Here is a 19,181-nt window from a genome sequence, read left to right on the forward strand (position 1 = left end):
ATGACTGAATTTCCGCAACTCCCCGATAGAATTCTGGGTCTCCCCGTTGGAAAGGATTTTTCCGTAGAGGCTCTCGTTAAAGACGTTTGGAATCCGGAAACCGACGATCTGTTTCCGCCTAAAAATTTTCTCGGTCTCGGCTACGGAGTAAACTTCTACGCGATCGCGAGGAAGACCGGACTTCTTTAAAACCAAACAATCCTCGACTTTCGGAGAAGTAAATTTTTACTTCGATCCCGGAACTCGATCCAAGGATTACAAACGTTTCCTTAGGGCGAACTCACGTTAGAATATTCAAATATTCTAACGTGTTAAATTTCGGGGCGATTCGCTCGCGAAGTTCTTCCGAAACGACCGCGAGCGACCGCGCTTTTCACTTCAATTCTCGCCGAAAAACGATTCCGACACAATTCAATCCTGCTATGATTCTACCGAATACCTCCGTAAAGTTCGGCGAGAATTTCCGTTACAATCGCTATCGCGGGGATTTTTTAGAAACGCGGGTTCCGAGAACGAGGCCGTTTGTCTCGCGTTAAGCGCCGATCGGGCATTTTTATTTTGAAAAATCTTTTTCTTAAAGTTTTTTTCTTCCAATGATTCCGAAATGATAAGGTTCAAGCAATATCTTATTTTCTTCTATTTCGAAACCGTTGTTTACAAGTAGAAATTCAATAAATTCGGGTTTGGGCCTTATATCTAAAGAAGGACCGCGAGGAGTCGTAATGTCGGATCTCCAGTGAATAATGCCGCAAAGAGCTCCCGGTTTCAATACTCTAAAAGCTTCCTTTAAGAATTGTTCCGGATGTTCGTGATGCATTATATTAAAAAGCGCGAAATAATCAACGTCCGAGTCGCCCAGTCCCGTTCCCTGCGTTAAGACGTCTTGAATTTTATATTCCGTATTTTTTATATTATTTGAATTTAATCTTTTGGAGAAGTTTTCCGACAATTCGCCTTCTATGTCAAAGGCAAATAATTTACCTTTAATCATTTTAGCCATAGGCACGGTAAACGTTCCGTAACCGAATCCGATTTCCACCAAATTGAAAATTTCCGAGTTTATTCTCATTTTGTGTATGATATCGTCCACGGAAAAAAGCGATTCCCAATATTCTTCGCCGGGCATTCCGCTATCTCTGACTTTTGACATTAAAGTCATTGAATATTCCTCGGTATTTTTAGGAAGTTAATTATTACTCATAACTATATAATAAACACCGACTATTTTGCATGGAATCGGTGTTTTGCGATAAAAATTAACGGTACTCGATTTTATAGGGATCAGTGGAATCGTTGAAATATTCCATAGTGGGTTTAACAAAACTGCTTCAATCGTAAATTTTAATGAAACAGAAACGGATGGAAAATTAATTTTTCGGGCAACTCTTTGTTCGTATATTCCGTTGAATCACTTTGCAAAACCGGGGGCGAGACAATCTTAGCAAAACGTCTTGCACACTACGGAGACAAAGTAAGACATTTTATTTTTTTCGTCCGACAAACCTGATTACCGAACCTTTTCCGTTATGGAACAAACCTTCGCTCAATTCAATTTCCTTTTCCACTAACTCTATAATTTCATAATTTACAAAGTCCGATTTTAATTCGTCGATTGAGAATAACATCGCAATTTCTCTTGGTCCGCCGACACTTTCGTTTTTAGAGACGTAGTCGATGTGTCTTTTACTAAACGCTTCAAAGATAACGAATCCGTTCTTTCGCAAATATCGATCCAATGTTTTATGGTATGATGATTTAATATCCGCCGGGAAGTGCGCATAAATCAGCGCAATGACGTCGAATTGTTCGGCGTTATAATTCAACGCCTGCAATTCACCTACTTGATAGTCAATTGCCACTTGATTCACTTCCGCCAGCCGAAAGGCTTTCTTTTTTCCCTCAACACTGATGTCAAACGCCGAAACTTTCCAACCAAGTTTAGCCGCAAAAACCGCATTCCGTCCTTCGCCTTCCGCCGGAAAAAGTATCGTTCCAACATTCAACTTCTCTAATTGTTCTTTTAAATAGTTGTTAGGTTTTTCACCGAAAGCAAACTCATCTTTACTATATCTATCATTCCATCTGTCAATCCATGATTCATTCATATTTTCTCCCGATTTGTTGTCCTGGCTAAATTACTCCTAACAACCGATGTTGCGAAACCCGAAGCGAGTATAAATGACGCACAAAACGAGAAGTCGAAGTCAGGCTGCGGCGTTAAAAATCGTTGTTTCTTTTTTGTTTTCTTAAGTAATTTTCAATTTCTTTTCCAATATTTTTATCCCACGTTACTCGCAAATAATCGATATAAGACAAATGTAATTTCGCGAATCGATTCATTTCAGAATTAAAAAAAGTCTTTGCAGTCGGCTCATCGCAGATATTACTTTGAACACAATGAATTAAAGAAGTGTAAAATCCGATTAAAACGTCTATGTCTTTTCCGGCCTTATTTTCCCTAATAATCGAAAGCGACGTTAATTTGTAAGCATGATCCAATTTGTTCGGGTCGTCTTTATTTGATTCCAAAGCGGCTTCTAAAATCGAATAATCCTTTTCCCACATCTCAAAAAGCCGTTGATTTGAAACCGAAACTTGACCCGTAGAATAATTCGTTACATACTCTAAGGTTGATTTTATTCTCTCCGCCCTTCTTCCTTCTCGGTATTCATTCAAACTAAAGAGTCCGCCGACAATTCCGGCGGTAAGGCTAGTTACTAACGTTAGTCCCGTAAGCTTTTCATTTATGTCTTTCCAATTAAACTTCATTTTTGTTTCTCCAAACCTTCGTTATCCGGATTCACTGTAAATCTTGTACAAATCGATAAGTTGAGATATTTTTCACATAAATCCGGATCGGACCTCTTAATAGAATCATTATGTTTTGTCTTATTGTCGGATTTGGTTCCTTTCTCTTTAAGCTTTTTCAAATATCGATCCAATTCTGAAAAAGGCTTACCTGACAATACAACATTAAAGCTTAATATATTAATAATGATTGTCGCATAAAGGATTTTAGTTATTTGATTTTTCATATGAGTCCTCTCTTCCGATGAATATTTGTGAACAATTTCGCCTAACGAAAGATAATCGTCGACGTTAGGCGAAGTGCGGGATCCGTTTTAACGTTCTCTTAATTTTCCAGTTACATACCGATGTAATATGCTTGAAACTAAAGTCCGATATGGAATTCCAATTTCTAAAGCCTTTGTTTTCAATAATTGAATATCTTTGCCGGCAATTCCAATATTCATCCTTTTATCTTTTAACAGCGTATTCTTTGCGGCAGATTTAAATTTCTTTAAATATTGTGCTTTGTTATCAACCGGCTTCCATTCATTTTTTTTAATAGAGGATTCTAAACTTTTCTCTTCTTGACTAAGTTTATATTTCATAGATTTACCTCCGGTAAATCAGAGCCTGTCCCAAAACTCAAAACAATCGCAGAGATTGACGGCCATTCCGATAAAATCGGACGGTTGGCGGACAAACTCTAAATACTCGTATATTTTCTTGATGGATACGCGGTTTTAAAAAAAATACGTATCTTTCCTTTCAATTGCAGGTACAACCGAAACGTAATCGTCAATTTCAATTATAATCAAAATTTGATTTCGATATTTTTCCCTGTTCGGATGTTTTAGAACTTCTAAGACGGAGTGTAAAGTCCTAAAATCAGGTTGACGGAAATCATGATGCTCGAAGAACGAATTCAGGAGTTAAAAAACCTAAATGTCGGTGAAGCCTAACTTTGTTGTAAAGAGAAACGACTCGTTTGACGGCGACTATGGCTTCTTTAAAAGAAGCAAAAGAATTGACGAACCCGAATTCGTATTTAAGAGTTTTATTAACTCTTTCAGCGACAGCATTTTCATAACAATGATTTTCTTCGGTCATACTGATCCTGTGGCCTGCGTTAAGTAAAATGTCCGTGTAATCCTTCGAACAAAATTGAATGCCTCAATCCGAATGATGGATGATCTTTTTGTCTTTTGGAATCTGATCCAGAGCCATATTCAAAGCATGGATATAACATTTTCCATAGAAACAAAAATAAAAAAGCCCAAGTGTAACCCGGCCTTTTTTGTAAGTCGTTCTCGATTCTTCGTGCGACCCTTTCGTAAATGTGGGAACTGCCGCATTCGAATTCACAATGGCGTGAGTCATATTTCGGCATACGTGTGAATGCGAATCCTACTTGACCCAATCCTATCCTACATTCTTATATCTCCCTGAAATCCAATGAGAAAAGGGCCATCTTTGTGAGTCATAAATTCCAAGTCAATTTACGCGGAATCATCCATTTACTTTCGCAACATCTTTACAGCGGGCCTCAAGTATTCGTTCGCGAACTTTTACAAAACGGAGTGGATGCGATCCAAGCTCGAGCGTATCTCGAACCGGAAAACAACGGGGAAATCCATCTTGAAATCATTCCCGGAAAAGACGGAACACCTCCGACTCTGATCTTTACGGACAACGGAGTCGGCTTGATGGAATCCGAAATCCATGAATTCCTGGCGACCATCGGGCAAAGTTCGAAACGGGGAGAGTTCCAACCTCCGGGAGGATTTATCGGTCAATTCGGAGTCGGTTTACTCGCGTGTTTTATCGTCAGCGATGAAGTCGTAGTCGTCACTCGTTCCGCCAAAGACAGAACACAACCCGCATTCGAATGGCGCGGAAAACAGGACGGAACCTACGCCGTCAAAACCCTCGGAAGCGATTTGCCCTTCGGGACTCAGGTCTATCTTCTCTGTAAACCGGGCTTTGAAGAATACTTTGAACGAGAAATCCTTTGTAACCTTGTAAAAAAATTCGGAGGTCTGTTACCCGTCCCTCTTCGGTTTTTAGAAGGAGAATCCGCCGAACTTTTGAATCCGGAACCCGCACCCTGGAACCGGACCTACCGCAGTAAAGCGCAGGAACGTAAGGCGTATCTTGATTTCGGTAAAGGTTTATTTGAAACTTCTTTTTTCGACGCGATTCCTTTGATTTCCGACGCAGGAAAAGTACAGGGGATCGCCTTCGTCTTACCCTATTCTCCGAGCCTCGCTCAGAAAAACGTACATCGCGTTTATCTCAAGAATATGCTTTTATCCGAGTCGGCCGAATTACTTCTACCGGATTGGGCCTTCTTCGTCAAATGTGTAGTCAACGCGGACGAACTCAGACCGACCGCATCCCGGGAAGATTTTTACGAAGACGAGTCCCTAGAAAAAGCGAGAGAAACATTGGGGCAATGCCTTCGAGATTATTTGATCGCACTCTCCGAAGACGAGCCGGAACGTCTTCGTCATCTGATCGGTCTTCATCACCTATCCATGAAAGCGCTCTCGCGGTTCAGGATGCCGATTTTTTCCGATTGATCATCGACTTTCTTCCGTTTGAAACCACGTTCGGAAGAATGACGTTGAAAGAATTTCGGAAAAAAAATCCGGTCCTGCGTTACGTATCCAGTCACGATCAATACCGACAGATTTCAGGAGTTGCGGCGGCACAAGGAGAAGCGATCATCAACGGTGGATATGTGTACGACAGCGAACTACTCGAACGTTTTAGCGAACTCAATCCAAATGTTTTCGTGGAACCGGTGGATGCGGCCGGATTCGCACAAACATTCCAAGATATCACTCTCGAAGAACGAGAATCCACATTCGATCTTTTGAGAGCGGCGGATCAAGTTCTACGCACTTTTCAGTGTGCGACCGACATAAAAAAATTTCTTCCGATCGAAATGCCTATGTTGTATCACCTGAGTCAAGAAGGAGACTTTCTACGTTCCGTGGAACATTCCAAAGAAATTGCGAACAAGATGTGGTCCGACATTTTGAGCAATCTCTCGGATTCCGATTCGAACGGAATCAACGCGCATCTTTTTTTCAATCTACGCAATCCTTTGATTCAAAAACTCGTGAAACTAAAAGACGGCCGATTGTTAAGTCGAGCCGTTCAGATGCTTTACATACAAGCGCTATTGATGGGACACCATCCGCTTCACAGTAAGGAGTTGTCTCTGCTCACGGAGGGACTTTCCGATTTAATCGAAGGATGTATAAACGATCATCTATAACACGATAGATACGATTTTACTTTTTTGCAAAATTCTATTTTCAGATGGGAATCGGAGCGCCGGGAGAAAACAATGATGAACTTAGATACGAACACTGAAGATTTATTTCCCGCATTGTGGGAAACAGAATTCATGAAAGACGATTCCGCAAAGTGTGCGGTTTTAGAAGAAATCATCCGTTTGGCGGATATACGGAAAAATAAAAAATTAGGTTTCGAAGCTCGACTTGCTTTAGTCCAAGCGGGAATTTTTTCCGGGGCGATCGATAAGGCGTTGGTATCCTTCTCTTGGTGCCTTTCTCAGGCGGATCAAGATCCCGAAAAATTCAACGAAGCCGACTTGATGTGGGAATACAAATGGATCGTAGACTTTCTTCCTTCGTTTCCTCAAATCAAAAAAGAACAGATCCAGGGAATGCTCGAGGACTTGGAGAAACGTTATGAAAAAAACGGCGGAAGCAAATATCCCGTTTTGATGCTCCAGCGCAGTATCACAATCCGAATGGGGAATCAGGAAGAAAGTAAAAAGTATCACTCGTTACTCAAACAAACACAAAGGGGACACCTTTCGGATTGTGCGGCCTGTGTGCAAAATTCGGAAGTAGACTATGCGTATCGATTGGGTCAGTATGAAACCGTACTCGAAAAAGCCAAGCCGATCGTCTCGGGCAAATTGCGCTGCGCCAAAGTACCACATCTAACCTATGGTTATCTCTTATTGCCTCTCCTCCGTCTCAACCAACCGGAAGAAGCGGCCCGACTTCATACGATCGGATACAAATTGGCCGCGAAATCGGCCGCCTTGCTCGGGACGGTCGCGGACCATCTCTTATTTTTAGGCGTAACCGGAGAAATTGCCAAAGCAATCAAACTGTTGGAAAAACATTTCGGATCGGCTTTCGGGACTCCCGATCTGGATAATCGTTTTCAATTTTATAAAGCCGCCAAATTCTTAACGGAACGGCTTCTGCTATTGAACTTAGAATCGGTAAAAATCAGATTGCCTAAAACGTTTCCAAACTACAAAGAAAAGGGGAACTACGCCGTTTCCGAATTGGATTTTTGGTTCGGCAAAGAAGTGTCTCAACTGGCATCCAGATTTGATAGCCGAAACGGAAACGATTCGTACTCAGAAAATCTCAAAGACCTAAAAGCTCTTCATGAACTGGCGCAAGAAAGACAAAAACATTCTCAGGAAAATAATTAGAATATGGAACGTGAGTTCGACGTAATTTGTATCGCGAAAAAAAAGTAGGAACTCATACAAAATCCCAATCGGGTTTATACAAAGAAATTCCGTCTTAGGAAGCCCATTATTATACAGAGCATACTTCTTTCGGTACGAGCGAAACGTTCAGTTCTTAAATTCTCTATCGATTCTAACTCGAACATTTTTAAGTCAAACTCACGTTAATAAAAAAAACCCGGATCCGATCCGGGTTTTTTGTAAGTCGTTCTTGATTCTTCACTGAAAAAGAATCAAAGATAATTTTTCCGCTCTTGAAAACTTTCTGCCGAAAGAATTTTTCAAAAAAAATCCTACGCCTGAAACGCCTCCAGAACGAGTTGGTCCTGTTCTTGAAGATGTAGTTTCATGTGACCGGCGGCGGGGCTCGGAGACTCGTGTCTTCCCGCGTAAAAAAGACGCGCGTTTCCGGGGAGAATCTCTTCGATCCTTTCCCGAACAAAAAACCAAGCTCCTTGGTTTTTGGGTTCTTCCTGACACCATACAAACTGCTTCGCGTTTTTGAAAGTTTTGACCACATTCTCGAATTCTTTCGAAGCAAACGGATAGATCTGTTCCACTCGAACGAGAGCGACGTTTTTGACCTTATTCTCGTCTCGGTATTTCATTAAATCGTAATATACTTTACCGGCGGAAAAAATCACCTTGTCGATCTTATCCGGTTTGGAACCGCTGTCGTCGATCAAAAGTTCCTTAAACGCTCCCTGCAAAATGTCTTCCACAGGAGAAAGAGACGCCGGAAAACGAAGTAAACTTTTCGGAGTTACGATCACGAGAGGTTTGCGATAATTTCTAAGCATCTGCCTTCTTAACAAATGGAAATACTGAGCCGCGGTCGTGAGGTTACAAACCTGCATGTTATCGAGCGCACTGAGTTGTAAAAATCTTTCCAATCTCGCGGAAGAATGTTCCGGACCCTGACCTTCGTATCCGTGCGGAAGAAGCATCGTAAGTCCGGAAAGTCTTTGCCATTTCACTTCCGAACTGGAAATGAACTGATCAAAGATCACCTGCGCGCTGTTCGCAAAATCTCCGAACTGAGCCTCCCACATCACGAGCGCGTTCGGATCCGCGAGCGAATATCCGTATTCAAAACCCAAAACCGAAAACTCGGAAAGGGAAGAATTGATGATCTCCGCCTTTGCCTGTTTAGACGAGATGTGATTGAGCGGAACGTATTTCTCGTTCGTATTCGTATCCACAAGCACCGCGTGACGGTGGGAAAAAGTGCCTCTCTGAGAATCCTGACCGGAAAGACGGATTCTAAATCCGCTTTCCAAAATCGATCCGAAAGAAAGAGCTTCCGCAAAACCCCAATCCACCGGAATTTTTCCCTCGGCCATTTCCTTTCGGCTCTGTAGAAGTTTTACGAGTTTGGAATTCGGAGTAAATCCTTTTGGAACGGAAGTCAAAGCCTGAACGATTCCGTGCATCTGTTCCGCGAGAAGTTTTGTGGCGGGTTCCGAATCCAAGGACATCTTGGAAAACTTGGACCAAACTCCCTGCATGGTATCGACACGGATCTTTACGTCCTGTTCCTTGGCTCTTTGAAAAGAATCTTCCAGTCCGTGCATCGAACCGTTTTTGATAAAGTCGATGTCTTCCTGTGCGAGATCGCCTTCTTCTATGAGTCTTTTCTCATATAGATTCACGGTCGGAGGATGGGTTTTAATCGTAGAATACATCTTCGGTTGTGTGAACGCGGGTTCGTCGGTTTCGTTGTGACCGAGTCTCCTATAACATACGAGATCGATGATAAAATCTTTTTTGAACTTTTGGCGGTATTCCATCCCGAGTTTTACGACTCGGTACACAGCTTCGGGATCGTCTCCGTTTACGTGGATGATCGGAATTTGAAATCCTTTTGCAAGATCGGTTGCATACAATGTGGATCTGGATTCGTCCGGAAGAGTGGTGAAACCGATTTGGTTGTTGACCACGATATGAAACGTTCCACCGGTTGTATAACCTTCGAGGTTCATCAGGTTGAGAGTTTCCGCGACCACACCCTGACCCGCAAACGCCGCGTCCCCGTGAATCAGAATCGGCATGTATTTTGCGCGATCCTTATCCCCGATGAGTTCCTGGCGTGCGCGAACCGAACCCGTTACAACCGGACCCACACATTCCAAGTGACTCGGATTGAACGCGAGAGAAAGTTTTACTTCCTTGCCCGCGGTTGTCATTCTGCTATTGGAATAACCCAAGTGATACTTAACGTCCGCATAACTCAGGTTATCCTTGTCGGTTTTTTCTTCGAACTCGGCAAAGATGAGTGACGCGGGTTTTTCGATGATGTTCACGAGAACGTTGAGTCTTCCTCTGTGCGCCATCGCGATCACGAGTCCGTCCATCAGATGATGACCGGCTTCTTCCACGATCGTGTCGAGAAGCGGAATGAAGGATTCTCCCCCTTCGAGAGAGAATCTTTTTTTACCCACGTATTTTTTTGCGAGGAAGGTTTCGAAATAATCGGCTTGGAATAATTTTTCAAAAAGTCTGAGTTTGATTCCTCTCGGTAGAGGCGCCAAAAACTCGGGAGACTCCATCTTTTTCTGCAACCATTCCCTTTCCACGTCGTCCACGAGATAGAAATGTTCCGCTCCGATCGTGTTGCAGTAAACCTTTTCGAAAAGATCCACGATCTCCCGGAGTTTCACTCTTCCCAAAGTATCGCTGTCTACGATCGTTTCCAAATCGGAGGGAGAAATACTATGCAGTTTGGAATCGATGAACGTGCGATTCGGTTTTTGAATTCCGAGAGGATCCAATTTTGCGGCGAGGTGACCCTGCCTTCTGTAGGCGTTGAGAAGGTTGATGACCCCCATCTCTCGGATGGAACCCGCTTGTGCGTCCGTAAAAGAAGTCGCAACCGCAGACTTACTTCCATTGCCGTTTGTATATCCGTTCCCATTTGCGAGACCGTTGGTGTCCACTTCCTGAAAGAATAATTTCCACTCCCCGTTTACCGCATCCGGATTGAGTTTGTATTGATTATAAAGTTCTTCGAGGAGAGCGCCGTTCTCTCCGTAAAGCGCCATGAGTTTTTCTATTTTCATTATCTAAAACCTACCTATACGATTCACGCGTGAATCGCCCATTTATCCACCGCCATTGCCGCTTCTTTGATCACTTCCGCCAAGGTCGGATGCGCGTGGAAACTTCTCGCGATGTCTTCCGACGAGGCTCCGAATTCCATCGCAACCGCCAACTCGGCCACCATATCGGAAGCCCTTGGTCCAAATACAAAGGCGCCCAAGAGTTTATCCGTTTTTTTATCCGCTAATATTTTGACTTGTCCTTCGGCTTCGTTCATCGCTTTGGCGCGAGCGTTCGGACGAAAGAGCGATTTTCCGGTTTTATATTCGATTCCGGCTGCTTTCAATTCTTCTTCGCCTTTTCCCACCCAAGCCATTTCCGGCCAAGTGTAGATAACGTAAGGAACCGCGTCGTAATTGACGTGCCCCGATTGTCCCGCGAGAAGTTCGGCGAGCGCCACACCTTCTTCTTCCGCTTTGTGCGCGAGCATCGGCCCATCCACCGCGTCTCCGATCGCATAGATGCCCGGAACCGACGTTTTAAAATGTCCGTCCACTTGAATTCGTTTGCGAGGAGTCAAAACAACTCCCGCCTCTTCCAAACCGACACCTTCGATAAAAGGTCTTCTACCGACAGCGACAAGCACTACGTCTGCTTCCAGTTCTTTGGATTCTCCCTTAGAATCTTCGATCTGAACTTTGACTCCGCCCTTTGCGGTCGTAGCGCCTTTTACTTTGTGTTCGAATAAGAATTCCATTCCTTGAGAAGTGAGAGAACGTTCCAACAACGCGCCCATCTGACGGTCTACGTTGGAAATGAGTCCGGGTAAAAATTCGACGACGGTCACCGCGGTTCCGAGCCTCGACCAAACGGATCCGAGTTCGAGTCCGATCACTCCGGCTCCGATGATGATCATCTTTTTAGGAATTTTGCGAAGATCGATCGCGTGATCGGAGGTGATGATATTTTTACCGTCCACGGTCAAACCGGGAATGTCGATCGGAACCGATCCGGTGGCGACTACGATATGTTTGGCCTGGATGGTTTCTTTGTTTCCGTCCGTCAATGCGACTTCCACTTTTCCCGCGGATAAAACCTTTCCGAAACCTTCGTATCGTTGGATCTTATTTTTGTTCATGAGGAAGTCCACGCCGTCGGTGACTTCCTTTACGATTTTGTCCTTTCGGTTCATGAGTTTGTTGATATCAACTTCGACTTTACCGACGGTAATCCCGTGGACTTCGAGTTTGTGTTGGGTTTTGTGATATTCTTCGGAGGAATCCAGAAGCGCTTTGGAGGGAATACAACCCACGTTGAGACAGGCGCCTCCGAGGGTTTTTCTTTTTTCGATGATTGCGGTTTTGAAACCGAGTTGTGCGGCCCGGATGGCACAAACGTAGCCCCCAGGTCCCGCCCCGATCACGACTACGTCATATTCTGCTGACATGATATCTTTTTCCTTAAAGTTCGAGTAAAAGTCGGGCCGGATCTTCGATCGCTTCCTTCACCTTCACGAGAAACGTAACCGCTTCCTTTCCGTCCACGATCCTGTGATCGTAGGAAAGAGCGAGATACATCATCGGACGGATTACGATTTGATCGTTTACCACCACCGCACGTTTTACTATATTATGAAGTCCTAAAATTCCACTCTGAGGAGGATTTAGAATCGGAGTCGACATCATGGAACCGTAAACCCCGCCGTTGGAAATCGTAAACGTTCCACCTTCCATTTCGGAAAGTTCGATCTTTCCGTCTTTGACTCGGTTCGCAAGTCTTCCGATTTCCTGTTCGATTCCCGCAAAACTCAAAAGATCCGCGTCTCTGAGGATCGGAACCACAAGTCCCTTCGGTCCTCCGACGGCGACACCGATATCGAAGTAATTTTTATAAACGATATCGTTTCCACGGATCTCCGCGTTGATCGCGGGAATCGTTTTGAGTGCGTGGATGGCGGCCTTTGTGAAAAAACTCATAAAACCGAGACCCACGTTATGCGTCTCTTTGAACTTATCCTTGTAGCGGTTTCTGAGTTCCATCACGTAACTCATGTCCACTTCGTTGAACGTGGTTAAGATGGCCGCGTTGTGTTGTGCGGACACGAGACGTTCCGCGATCACTTTGCGTAGACGAGACATCGGAACCGTGTTCTCTCTGGAAAGATCGGTTCTTCTCGCCGCGGGAATCGCTTTTGGAATTTCCGGAGAAGGTGCGGCTTTGGCCGCAACCGCCGTCGCTGCGGACATCGCAGGCGTTGAAGTTTTGGATTCGATCGCTTTTAATACGTCTTCTTTTGTGATCTGACCGTTCTTACCGGAACCGGAAATGGAAGCTGGATTGAGACCGTTGTCGTCGATCAACTTACGAACCGCAGGTGGAAGAGTATCGTTGCTATTGCCGTTTCCGGAGATTTGAGTTGTTTGGGTTGAAGTTGTCGGTGACGAAGAGGAAGGTGAGGGAGCTGAGGCGGTTGCGCTTGAGTCGATGAGACCGATGATCTCTTTCACCTTGACTGTGTCTCCGGCTTTCTTATGAATTTTTTGAAGAACACCGGAGGAAGGAGCCGGAACTTCCATGGTGGCCTTGTCGGTTTCCAGTTCCAGCAGGATCTCGTCTTGTTTTACTGCGTCCCCTTCTTTCTTAACCCAATTGGCAATGGTAGCTTCCGTAATCGATTCTCCCATTTCGGGGACCTTAATTTCTACAGACATGAATGATTCCTTTCGAGAGGTTTAGGATGCGCATTCGCGCGGACCTCGGTTTCAATCCTTCCAAACGAAAAAATTCTGTAAACGAAATTCTCCAAAACGCGATTATTCCGTTCTTGGTTTGAACTTCCGATCCGTTTTACCCAATTCCTCGTCGCTGATCTGATATTCCTTTTGTAAGAACTCTCTAAAATCCATAGACTTATGATGATCCCTTTCTCCGTCACACTGACGATTTCCCATCACTGCCTTGGTCACTCCGGCTACGGTGATCGGTTTGAGAGACAGGTTCTGTGTTACGGGACATACTCCCGGTTTTGGAGAAAGTCCGTTGTAAGCGCAGGTGCCTCCCCCTTGCACTTCTTCGGGCATTCCGTCGACACCGAAGGAAGGATAATTCTGACCTCCGTAAAATCGATTGTACATTCTTCCCCAAATCGGAACCGCAAGAACCGAAGCCGCCTGTCCTCTTCCCAATGAAATCGAACTTTTATCAAAACCCAACCAGATGACGGTCGTATAATTCGGATCGAATCCGCAGTACCACGCGTTTGTGAACGAAGAAGTAGAACCCGTTTTTCCGGCGGCGGTTCCTCTGTAATTTCCTTTGTCTGGATCTCTGAGTCCCATGGCCGCAGTTCCGGCCATCGCCACGTTGGTCAGCATTTTTTTGAGAATGTAGGCGGTTCCTTCGGAGATCACCTGGATACTTCCGTCCTTGGCCTGTTTTTGCAGTTCTTCTTGGATCTTCACTTCTTCGTTGTAGATCACGTTTCCGCTCTGATCGATCACATAACGAACTCCAAACGGGATCACCCTTCTCCCATTGTTGGCGATGGTCGCGTAACCGAGCGCCATCTCCAGAGGGGTCAGTTCCGCGATCCCGAGTGCGAGCGCGGGGCTCGGAGGAAAACGAGTCGGAACGACTCCGAGAAGTCTGGAGGAAAAATCGATAACCGCGTCGGGTCCGGTTCGGAGGAAAACCTGCACCGAAACGATGTTAAGCGACAAGGAAAGGGCCCGCGACAAAGGAACCATTCCCAAAAAGTCTCCGTCAAAATCCTGAGGCGACCAACCCTCTCCTTCTTCCGTAAGAGTTGTGAGAGGCGCGTCCATGATTCCGGTTCCACTTCCAACAACTCTTTCCTGAATGGCGGCCCCGTAGACAAACGGTTTGAACGCGGAACCGGTCTGACGTCTCGCCATCGTAGCTCGGTTGAACTGATTCTTCGGAGTGAACTCATATCCACCGACCATGGTTTGGATATAACCGGTGGAAGGTTCGATCGTGATCGCCGCCCCTTCTACGTGTAGGTTTTTACCGAAAACCGCGGTCTGTTTTTGAAATTCGGAAATCGCGGAGGACTCGTTTTCTCCCGGGGTTAAAATCGTAAGAATATCCGCGGCGTCTATGAGTTCTCTTTCGAGTGCGACTCTGTAATTGGCCTTATCGTCCAGTTTGCTCACGTAAGGCATTCCGATGGGAAAGACGGAACCCATTAAATAATACAAACCGACCAGGCCCCGATCGGCTCCTCCGGAATAATTGACCGTGATTCCGGAAACGAGGTCGTCGTGTTTTTTGATCGCCTTGGACAATTCTTCCTGAGCGATCTCCTGTTTGCGGGCGTCGAGAGTCGTATAAACTTTCAAACCGCCCGTATAAACCTTGTCTTCTCCGAGTTCCTTTTCGAGTTTTTGACGAACGTATTCGGTAAAGTGAGGAGCCTTGTTCAGACGATTTCCCCAAGTCGATTGAGAAGGAGACTGTGTGATGACGACCGGCCAGTATTTATTCCAGAAATCGTCGTGAAGGGACTGAACCTTGTCCGCGGGAATATATCCTTGTTCCGCCATGAGTCTCAGAACGCTCAGGTGCGCTCCTTTGGAAATCGCGGGATTTTTAAACGGAGAATACTTTACGGGAGCCTTGGGAAGTCTGGCAAGAAGCGCGGCTTCGGCGACGTCCAAATCGCTCACGTCTTTTTGAAAATACACGTCCGCCGCGGAAGCGAGCCCCGTGGTTCCGTGTCCGAGGTAGATAAGATTAAAATAAATTTCTAATATTTCTTCTTTTGAATATTCTTGTTCGATCTGAAGCGTGAACAACGCCTCGATGAACTTTCTCGCAAAGGAACGTTTTCTGTTTTGTAAAACGGTTTTGGCGAGCTGCTGCGTGAGAGTGGAACCCCCCTGTTTGATTCTACCCGAAATTACGTTTACGATCCCCGCGCGGACGATCGCCATAAAATCGATTCCGAAGTGATTGAAAAAGTTGTTGTCCTCGACGGATAAAAACGCCTGCACCACGTGAGGAGGAATGTCCTGGTATTTCAGAAGTTGTTGTTTGTGTTTGTAGAGTTCCGCGAATACGGTTCCGTTGATATCGTAGAGTCTTGTCGGAGTTGTAGGTTGGTAAGAAGCGAGCATCGCGAGTTCTCCGCCTTCGTCCACTTCCGAAAGGATATAACCGAAAAAAAGACCTCCTAAGAGGGCGATGACGAGCAAGGTTTTGGAGGTTCTATGAAGTCCGATACTTTTCATGATAGTTTATATACGTTCCCTTCGACGGCGAGTTCGATCCGGATGGACGAATTGCCGAGCGAAACCGCGTGCGCCCGAGCTTCCTCAAGAATGATGTCCAACACGTCGTCCGCGTAAACGGGTTCGTGATGGGTCAGAACGAGTTGTTTAACGTTCCAGGCGATCGCACAGTTTACGGCCATCGTGTAGGATGTGTGTCCCCAGTCAAATTTTTGGAAGGATTCATCCAAGGTATATTGAGCGTCCAAAACGAGCAGGTCCGCATTTTCAAAGAAAGGTTTCATTTCCGAGATGGAATCGAAATCCTCTCCCGTAAACTCGGCGTCCGTGGCAAATATAAAAACCTTTCCGTTCTCTTCCACCCTGTAAGCAAACGATCCGCCGGGATGTTTGAGAGGGTAAACGCCGATCTTACAACCTCCTTCCCAATCCAAAGTTTCGCCGGGTTTCAGGCAGGTAAAGAGTTTCGTGGAGGCAAGGGCGGAAAACGGAATGGGGAAAAACTCGGAAGTCTGTTGTTTTTCAAGGCGCGCCTCCAAATCCGGATAGGGAGAATAAAAATGGAGTTCGTTTCCGGGTATATAGATGGGTTTGAAAAAAGGAATTCCTTGGATATGATCCCAATGTGTATGAGAAAAGAATAACGCGATTTTTCCCGAACCGTTTTGAAATTCTTTCCGCATCAACTCGTCTCCGAGGATTCTGAGACCGGTTCCGCCGTCGAAAACCATTCTTCTTCCGGTGGAAGCGGTCACGGAAACGCAGGTCGTATTCCCGCCGACAACCTGGTTGAGGTAGGGAGGAAGTTTGGAAATAAATTTTTGAATATCCGTAAGGGCGTTCGGACCCGCGTCCCGAACGAGTTCCAAAATTTGAGTCACTTTCTGAATGTATTCCCGGGTGCGTAGAGGGGAAGGAACCGAACCCCGGGTTCCGTATAACTGAACGATCATCTTGAAACAAAGATTTTACCTTTGAAACTTTCTGTCAAAGAGAAGAGAAAAAAGAAAAATCGTTTTACGGTTGTCGTCGGATTCTAAAGAGAAATCATGTTCTCCTATGACAGGCATCTACAATCGGATCGGTCCGGAGCTGACTCCCGTAGTCCGCACCTTATTGATTTTAAACGGGGGAATCTTTGCGGTTCAACTCCTACTTTCCTGGACGATCGGAGATTACCTAACTCTTTATTTAGGAATGACGCCGGATTTAATCACACATCGTTTTTTTGTCTGGCAATTTATAACCTATTCATTCTTACATTCGGTTCAGAATATCTTTCACATTCTATTCAATATGTTTTCTCTTTGGATGTTCGGTTCCACTTTGGAGAGTTACTGGGGAGGAAGGAATTTTCTGAAGTTCTATTTGTTCTCTTGTTTTATGGGAGGATTTTTCCCTTGGATTCTGCATAACGTGGGTTTTCACCAAGGCACGATCATCGGAGCTTCCGGAGGAATTTACGGTCTTTTGATCGCGTTCGCTTTGATCTGGCCCAATCAGGAACTTTTGTTTATGGGATTTTTTCCTCTCAAAGCGAAGTATATGGTGGTGATTCTCATGCTCATCATCGCTTTTTCCGGCCCGGGCGGGAACGTCGCTCACATGGCGCATTTGGGCGGAGCGATCGGTGGAGGACTTTATTTTCTATATTATAATAAACTAAAGTCTAAAATTCCGGCTTCGTTTTCTCTCAATCGTTTTTTTCAAAAAAGAAAAATGAGAAAATGGCAGGAAGAAATGAATCGTAAGATTTACGTACGGGAAGAAGTCGATCAACTTCTGGATAAGATTTCGAAATCGGGAATGGATTCCCTTTCGAAAAAGGAAAGGAAATTTCTAAAGGACGCTTCGAGTAAGTATTATTCGGAAGAATGAAAATAAAGTTTTATCAATAATTTAAGAATAAAACAACCTACAGTTTACCCAGAGCGAAAGTATTTAAAATAGAAATAGCATGAAGAACTTTTTAAGAATTTTACAAATAGTAAAACCTAATGCAAATCGATAGCTTAAAAATAGAAAATTTTCGAAGATTCGCAAATCAAAATTTTTCATTCAACAATCGTTTCAACTTAATCGTTGGTGAAAACGGAGCGGGAAAAACATCTCTTTTAGATGCAATCGCCGTAGCCACTGGAAGCTGGTTTTTAGGAATTCAAGGATACGATTCTCGTTCCATTAAACAAGATGAAGTTCGAGTTTTACGCAATGAATTTGAAGGCGTAATCACTTACGAAGGACAGTATCCCGTATCAATCAAAGCGGAAGGTATCATTCAATCTTCCAAAGTAGAGTGGACTCGTACTTTAAATGGTCCTGGTGGAAGAACGACAAGAACTGGTGCACAAAGCGCCAAAGATATTTCAGAACAAACCGCTCAAGCCGTATCACAAGGCGAACCTTGCCTTCTTCCTTTAATCGCTCATTACGGTGCCGGAAGACTTTGGGTCCAACCTCGAGATATGAATGACTTTTACAATCAAAAGCAGACTCACAATTCCAGGCTTGACGGTTATCTATACAGTCTTGACCCAAGGATTAACTTTTCCGACCTTTTTCAATGGATACGAAAAGAAAAATACATCTCACTCCAAGACGGAAAAGAGCGAAAACAATATGTCGCGGTTAAGAATGCGATTCTTAGCTGTTTAGATCATGGAAAATCGATCGATTATAGTGTGAAAGAAGAAGACATTATGGTAGAAATCGATCCACAAGGAATTCTTCCCTTTCGTTTGTTAAGCGATGGTCAGAGAAATATGATCGCATTGGCCGCCGATATCGGTTTTAAAGCGGCCCAATTAAATCCACAATTGGGAGAAAATGTTCTTCAAGAAACTCCGGGAATCGTTCTCATTGATGAAATTGATTTACTGTTGCACCCTAAGTGGCAAAGACATGTGATCAATGATTTAAAGAAAACTTTCCCCAAAATTCAATTTTTTGCGTCTACTCATTCCCCGCAAATCATTGGTGAAACTCCGATTGAGGAAGTTATCTTACTAACGGAAAATGGTCCAGTTCATCCTAGTATTGCTTACGGTGCGGACTCAAAGGGAAATTGGCCAAAACCGAGCGAAAGTAATTTGTTCATTAGTCCAACGGATGGAAATTGTGAAACTGCTTTTGATTTTCGCCAAGACGGTAGTATGGTGGCCGTCGATGGTATCAATAGCGAAAAGGCCGCGAAATTAACGATCGAAAAATTACAACTAAACGATCCTGAATTAAAAGATCTTCGGAAATCGAGCATTCAAGGATTTTTAGACGGACTATCAAGAGAAAATCTCCTAAAATTATTAAACAGGCTCAAAGAGGATGAAAGCAAAATCCAAAATGGGCATCCTATAAAACTCTTAGACTATTGTTTCGTATATTCTAAGATCATCGAAAAACTGCTAAATCAATGGTATATAATCGATAAAGATAAAATTCCTTGTCTGAACATTTGAATATAGCGCTTCAGCTTGCGTGTGTAAACGACTTGTGAATGAACTAAAAGTAACAAGGAAAAAGCCGAGATTGTTTTGACTTTTTTTAAGCCCTCGTCCGGAAGAGGATCGTAAAAT

16 protein-coding genes and 1 pseudogene are annotated in these 19,181 nt (G+C 44.3%); 5 read left to right on the forward strand and 12 right to left on the reverse strand.

Annotation, left to right across the window (positions count from 1 at the left end):
• Positions 1-189 carry a hypothetical protein gene (locus LEP1GSC060_RS08580; RefSeq protein ID WP_003001179.1) on the forward strand — a complete coding sequence of 63 codons (189 nt, stop codon included), beginning with the start codon at positions 1-3 and terminating at the stop codon, positions 187-189.
• Between the two features lie 385 nt (positions 190-574).
• Here the strand turns inward: LEP1GSC060_RS08580 and LEP1GSC060_RS08585 are convergent, their stop codons facing one another.
• From LEP1GSC060_RS08585 to LEP1GSC060_RS08615, 7 genes are all read right to left on the reverse strand, one after another.
• Positions 575-1,159, reverse strand: coding sequence for a class I SAM-dependent methyltransferase (locus LEP1GSC060_RS08585; protein ID WP_003001117.1), 585 nt, complete (start codon positions 1,157-1,159; stop codon positions 575-577).
• A 322-nt stretch (positions 1,160-1,481) separates the two neighbouring features.
• Positions 1,482-2,105, reverse strand: coding sequence for a class I SAM-dependent methyltransferase (locus tag LEP1GSC060_RS08590; RefSeq protein WP_003000846.1), 624 nt, complete (start codon positions 2,103-2,105; stop codon positions 1,482-1,484).
• 112 nt (positions 2,106-2,217) lie between these two features.
• Entirely contained in the window at positions 2,218-2,769 is a 552-nt protein-coding gene (locus LEP1GSC060_RS08595) for a hypothetical protein (RefSeq protein WP_003000775.1), read from the reverse strand.
• Positions 2,766-3,035, reverse strand: a complete 270-nt coding sequence (locus tag LEP1GSC060_RS08600; protein ID WP_036095870.1) for a hypothetical protein — start codon at positions 3,033-3,035, stop codon at positions 2,766-2,768. The genes LEP1GSC060_RS08595 and LEP1GSC060_RS08600 overlap by 4 nt, the downstream gene beginning before the upstream one ends.
• 87 nt (positions 3,036-3,122) lie before the next feature.
• Entirely contained in the window at positions 3,123-3,395 is a 273-nt protein-coding gene (locus tag LEP1GSC060_RS08605; protein ID WP_003001060.1) for a hypothetical protein, read from the reverse strand.
• 295 nt (positions 3,396-3,690) lie between these two features.
• Entirely contained in the window at positions 3,691-3,897 is a 207-nt protein-coding gene (locus tag LEP1GSC060_RS08610; protein WP_003001020.1) for an integrase core domain-containing protein, read from the reverse strand.
• 63 nt (positions 3,898-3,960) lie between these two features.
• A complete protein-coding gene (locus tag LEP1GSC060_RS08615) occupies positions 3,961-4,167 on the reverse strand; it encodes a hypothetical protein (RefSeq protein WP_003001097.1) in 207 nt (68 codons plus the stop codon).
• Between the two features lie 95 nt (positions 4,168-4,262).
• Between LEP1GSC060_RS08615 and LEP1GSC060_RS08620 the strand changes: the two are divergent.
• Positions 4,263-6,073 (forward strand): annotated as a pseudogene (locus tag LEP1GSC060_RS08620) (HSP90 family protein).
• A 72-nt stretch (positions 6,074-6,145) separates the two neighbouring features.
• On the forward strand, positions 6,146-7,279 hold the full coding sequence (locus tag LEP1GSC060_RS08625) for a hypothetical protein (protein ID WP_036095872.1): 1,134 nt from the start codon (positions 6,146-6,148) through the stop codon (positions 7,277-7,279).
• A gap of 332 nt (positions 7,280-7,611) precedes the next feature.
• Here the strand turns inward: LEP1GSC060_RS08625 and LEP1GSC060_RS08630 are convergent, their stop codons facing one another.
• From LEP1GSC060_RS08630 to LEP1GSC060_RS08650, 5 genes are all read right to left on the reverse strand, one after another.
• Positions 7,612-10,377 carry a 2-oxoglutarate dehydrogenase E1 component gene (locus LEP1GSC060_RS08630; protein ID WP_003001143.1) on the reverse strand — a complete coding sequence of 922 codons (2,766 nt, stop codon included), beginning with the start codon at positions 10,375-10,377 and terminating at the stop codon, positions 7,612-7,614.
• 23 nt (positions 10,378-10,400) lie between these two features.
• Positions 10,401-11,804, reverse strand: a complete 1,404-nt coding sequence (gene lpdA / locus LEP1GSC060_RS08635) for a dihydrolipoyl dehydrogenase (RefSeq protein WP_003000939.1) — start codon at positions 11,802-11,804, stop codon at positions 10,401-10,403.
• 13 nt (positions 11,805-11,817) lie between these two features.
• On the reverse strand, positions 11,818-13,068 hold the full coding sequence (gene odhB, locus LEP1GSC060_RS08640; protein ID WP_003001280.1) for a 2-oxoglutarate dehydrogenase complex dihydrolipoyllysine-residue succinyltransferase: 1,251 nt from the start codon (positions 13,066-13,068) through the stop codon (positions 11,818-11,820).
• 102 nt (positions 13,069-13,170) lie between these two features.
• Positions 13,171-15,609, reverse strand: coding sequence for a penicillin-binding protein 1A (locus LEP1GSC060_RS08645; RefSeq protein WP_003001080.1), 2,439 nt, complete (start codon positions 15,607-15,609; stop codon positions 13,171-13,173).
• Entirely contained in the window at positions 15,606-16,562 is a 957-nt protein-coding gene (locus LEP1GSC060_RS08650; RefSeq protein WP_003000999.1) for an MBL fold metallo-hydrolase, read from the reverse strand. The genes LEP1GSC060_RS08645 and LEP1GSC060_RS08650 overlap by 4 nt, the downstream gene beginning before the upstream one ends.
• Before the next feature lie 106 nt (positions 16,563-16,668).
• On the opposite strand from LEP1GSC060_RS08650, the gene LEP1GSC060_RS08655 reads away from it, so the two are divergent.
• Complete coding sequence (locus LEP1GSC060_RS08655; protein WP_003000936.1) at positions 16,669-17,487, forward strand: rhomboid family intramembrane serine protease; 819 nt, start codon at positions 16,669-16,671, stop codon at positions 17,485-17,487.
• A gap of 119 nt (positions 17,488-17,606) precedes the next feature.
• Positions 17,607-19,064: an AAA family ATPase gene (locus LEP1GSC060_RS08660; protein WP_003000868.1), complete on the forward strand. Its 1,458-nt coding sequence runs from the start codon at positions 17,607-17,609 to the stop codon at positions 19,062-19,064.
• The last annotated feature ends 117 nt before the right edge of the window (positions 19,065-19,181 follow it).

The sequence above is a fragment of the Leptospira weilii serovar Ranarum str. ICFT genome (assembly GCF_000332415.1).
GTDB classification, from domain to species: Bacteria; Spirochaetota; Leptospiria; order Leptospirales; family Leptospiraceae; genus Leptospira; species Leptospira weilii_A.

Bases quoted from the DNA above. Each gene is read 5' to 3' on its own strand.
- LEP1GSC060_RS08580 (WP_003001179.1), top strand. From the start codon at position 1: ATGACTGAATTTCCGCAACTCCCCGATAGAATTCTGGGTCTCCCCGTT.
- LEP1GSC060_RS08585 (WP_003001117.1), bottom strand. From the start codon at position 1,159: ATGACTTTAATGTCAAAAGTCAGAGATAGCGGAATGCCCGGCGAAGAA.
- LEP1GSC060_RS08590 (WP_003000846.1), bottom strand. From the start codon at position 2,105: ATGAATGAATCATGGATTGACAGATGGAATGATAGATATAGTAAAGAT.
- LEP1GSC060_RS08595 (WP_003000775.1), bottom strand. From the start codon at position 2,769: ATGAAGTTTAATTGGAAAGACATAAATGAAAAGCTTACGGGACTAACG.
- LEP1GSC060_RS08600 (WP_036095870.1), bottom strand. From the start codon at position 3,035: ATGAAAAATCAAATAACTAAAATCCTTTATGCGACAATCATTATTAAT.
- LEP1GSC060_RS08605 (WP_003001060.1), bottom strand. From the start codon at position 3,395: ATGAAATATAAACTTAGTCAAGAAGAGAAAAGTTTAGAATCCTCTATT.
- LEP1GSC060_RS08610 (WP_003001020.1), bottom strand. From the start codon at position 3,897: ATGACCGAAGAAAATCATTGTTATGAAAATGCTGTCGCTGAAAGAGTT.
- LEP1GSC060_RS08615 (WP_003001097.1), bottom strand. From the start codon at position 4,167: ATGACTCACGCCATTGTGAATTCGAATGCGGCAGTTCCCACATTTACG.
- LEP1GSC060_RS08625 (WP_036095872.1), top strand. From the start codon at position 6,146: ATGATGAACTTAGATACGAACACTGAAGATTTATTTCCCGCATTGTGG.
- LEP1GSC060_RS08630 (WP_003001143.1), bottom strand. From the start codon at position 10,377: ATGAAAATAGAAAAACTCATGGCGCTTTACGGAGAGAACGGCGCTCTC.
- lpdA (WP_003000939.1), bottom strand. From the start codon at position 11,804: ATGTCAGCAGAATATGACGTAGTCGTGATCGGGGCGGGACCTGGGGGC.
- odhB (WP_003001280.1), bottom strand. From the start codon at position 13,068: ATGTCTGTAGAAATTAAGGTCCCCGAAATGGGAGAATCGATTACGGAA.
- LEP1GSC060_RS08645 (WP_003001080.1), bottom strand. From the start codon at position 15,609: ATGAAAAGTATCGGACTTCATAGAACCTCCAAAACCTTGCTCGTCATC.
- LEP1GSC060_RS08650 (WP_003000999.1), bottom strand. From the start codon at position 16,562: ATGATCGTTCAGTTATACGGAACCCGGGGTTCGGTTCCTTCCCCTCTA.
- LEP1GSC060_RS08655 (WP_003000936.1), top strand. From the start codon at position 16,669: ATGACAGGCATCTACAATCGGATCGGTCCGGAGCTGACTCCCGTAGTC.
- LEP1GSC060_RS08660 (WP_003000868.1), top strand. From the start codon at position 17,607: ATGCAAATCGATAGCTTAAAAATAGAAAATTTTCGAAGATTCGCAAAT.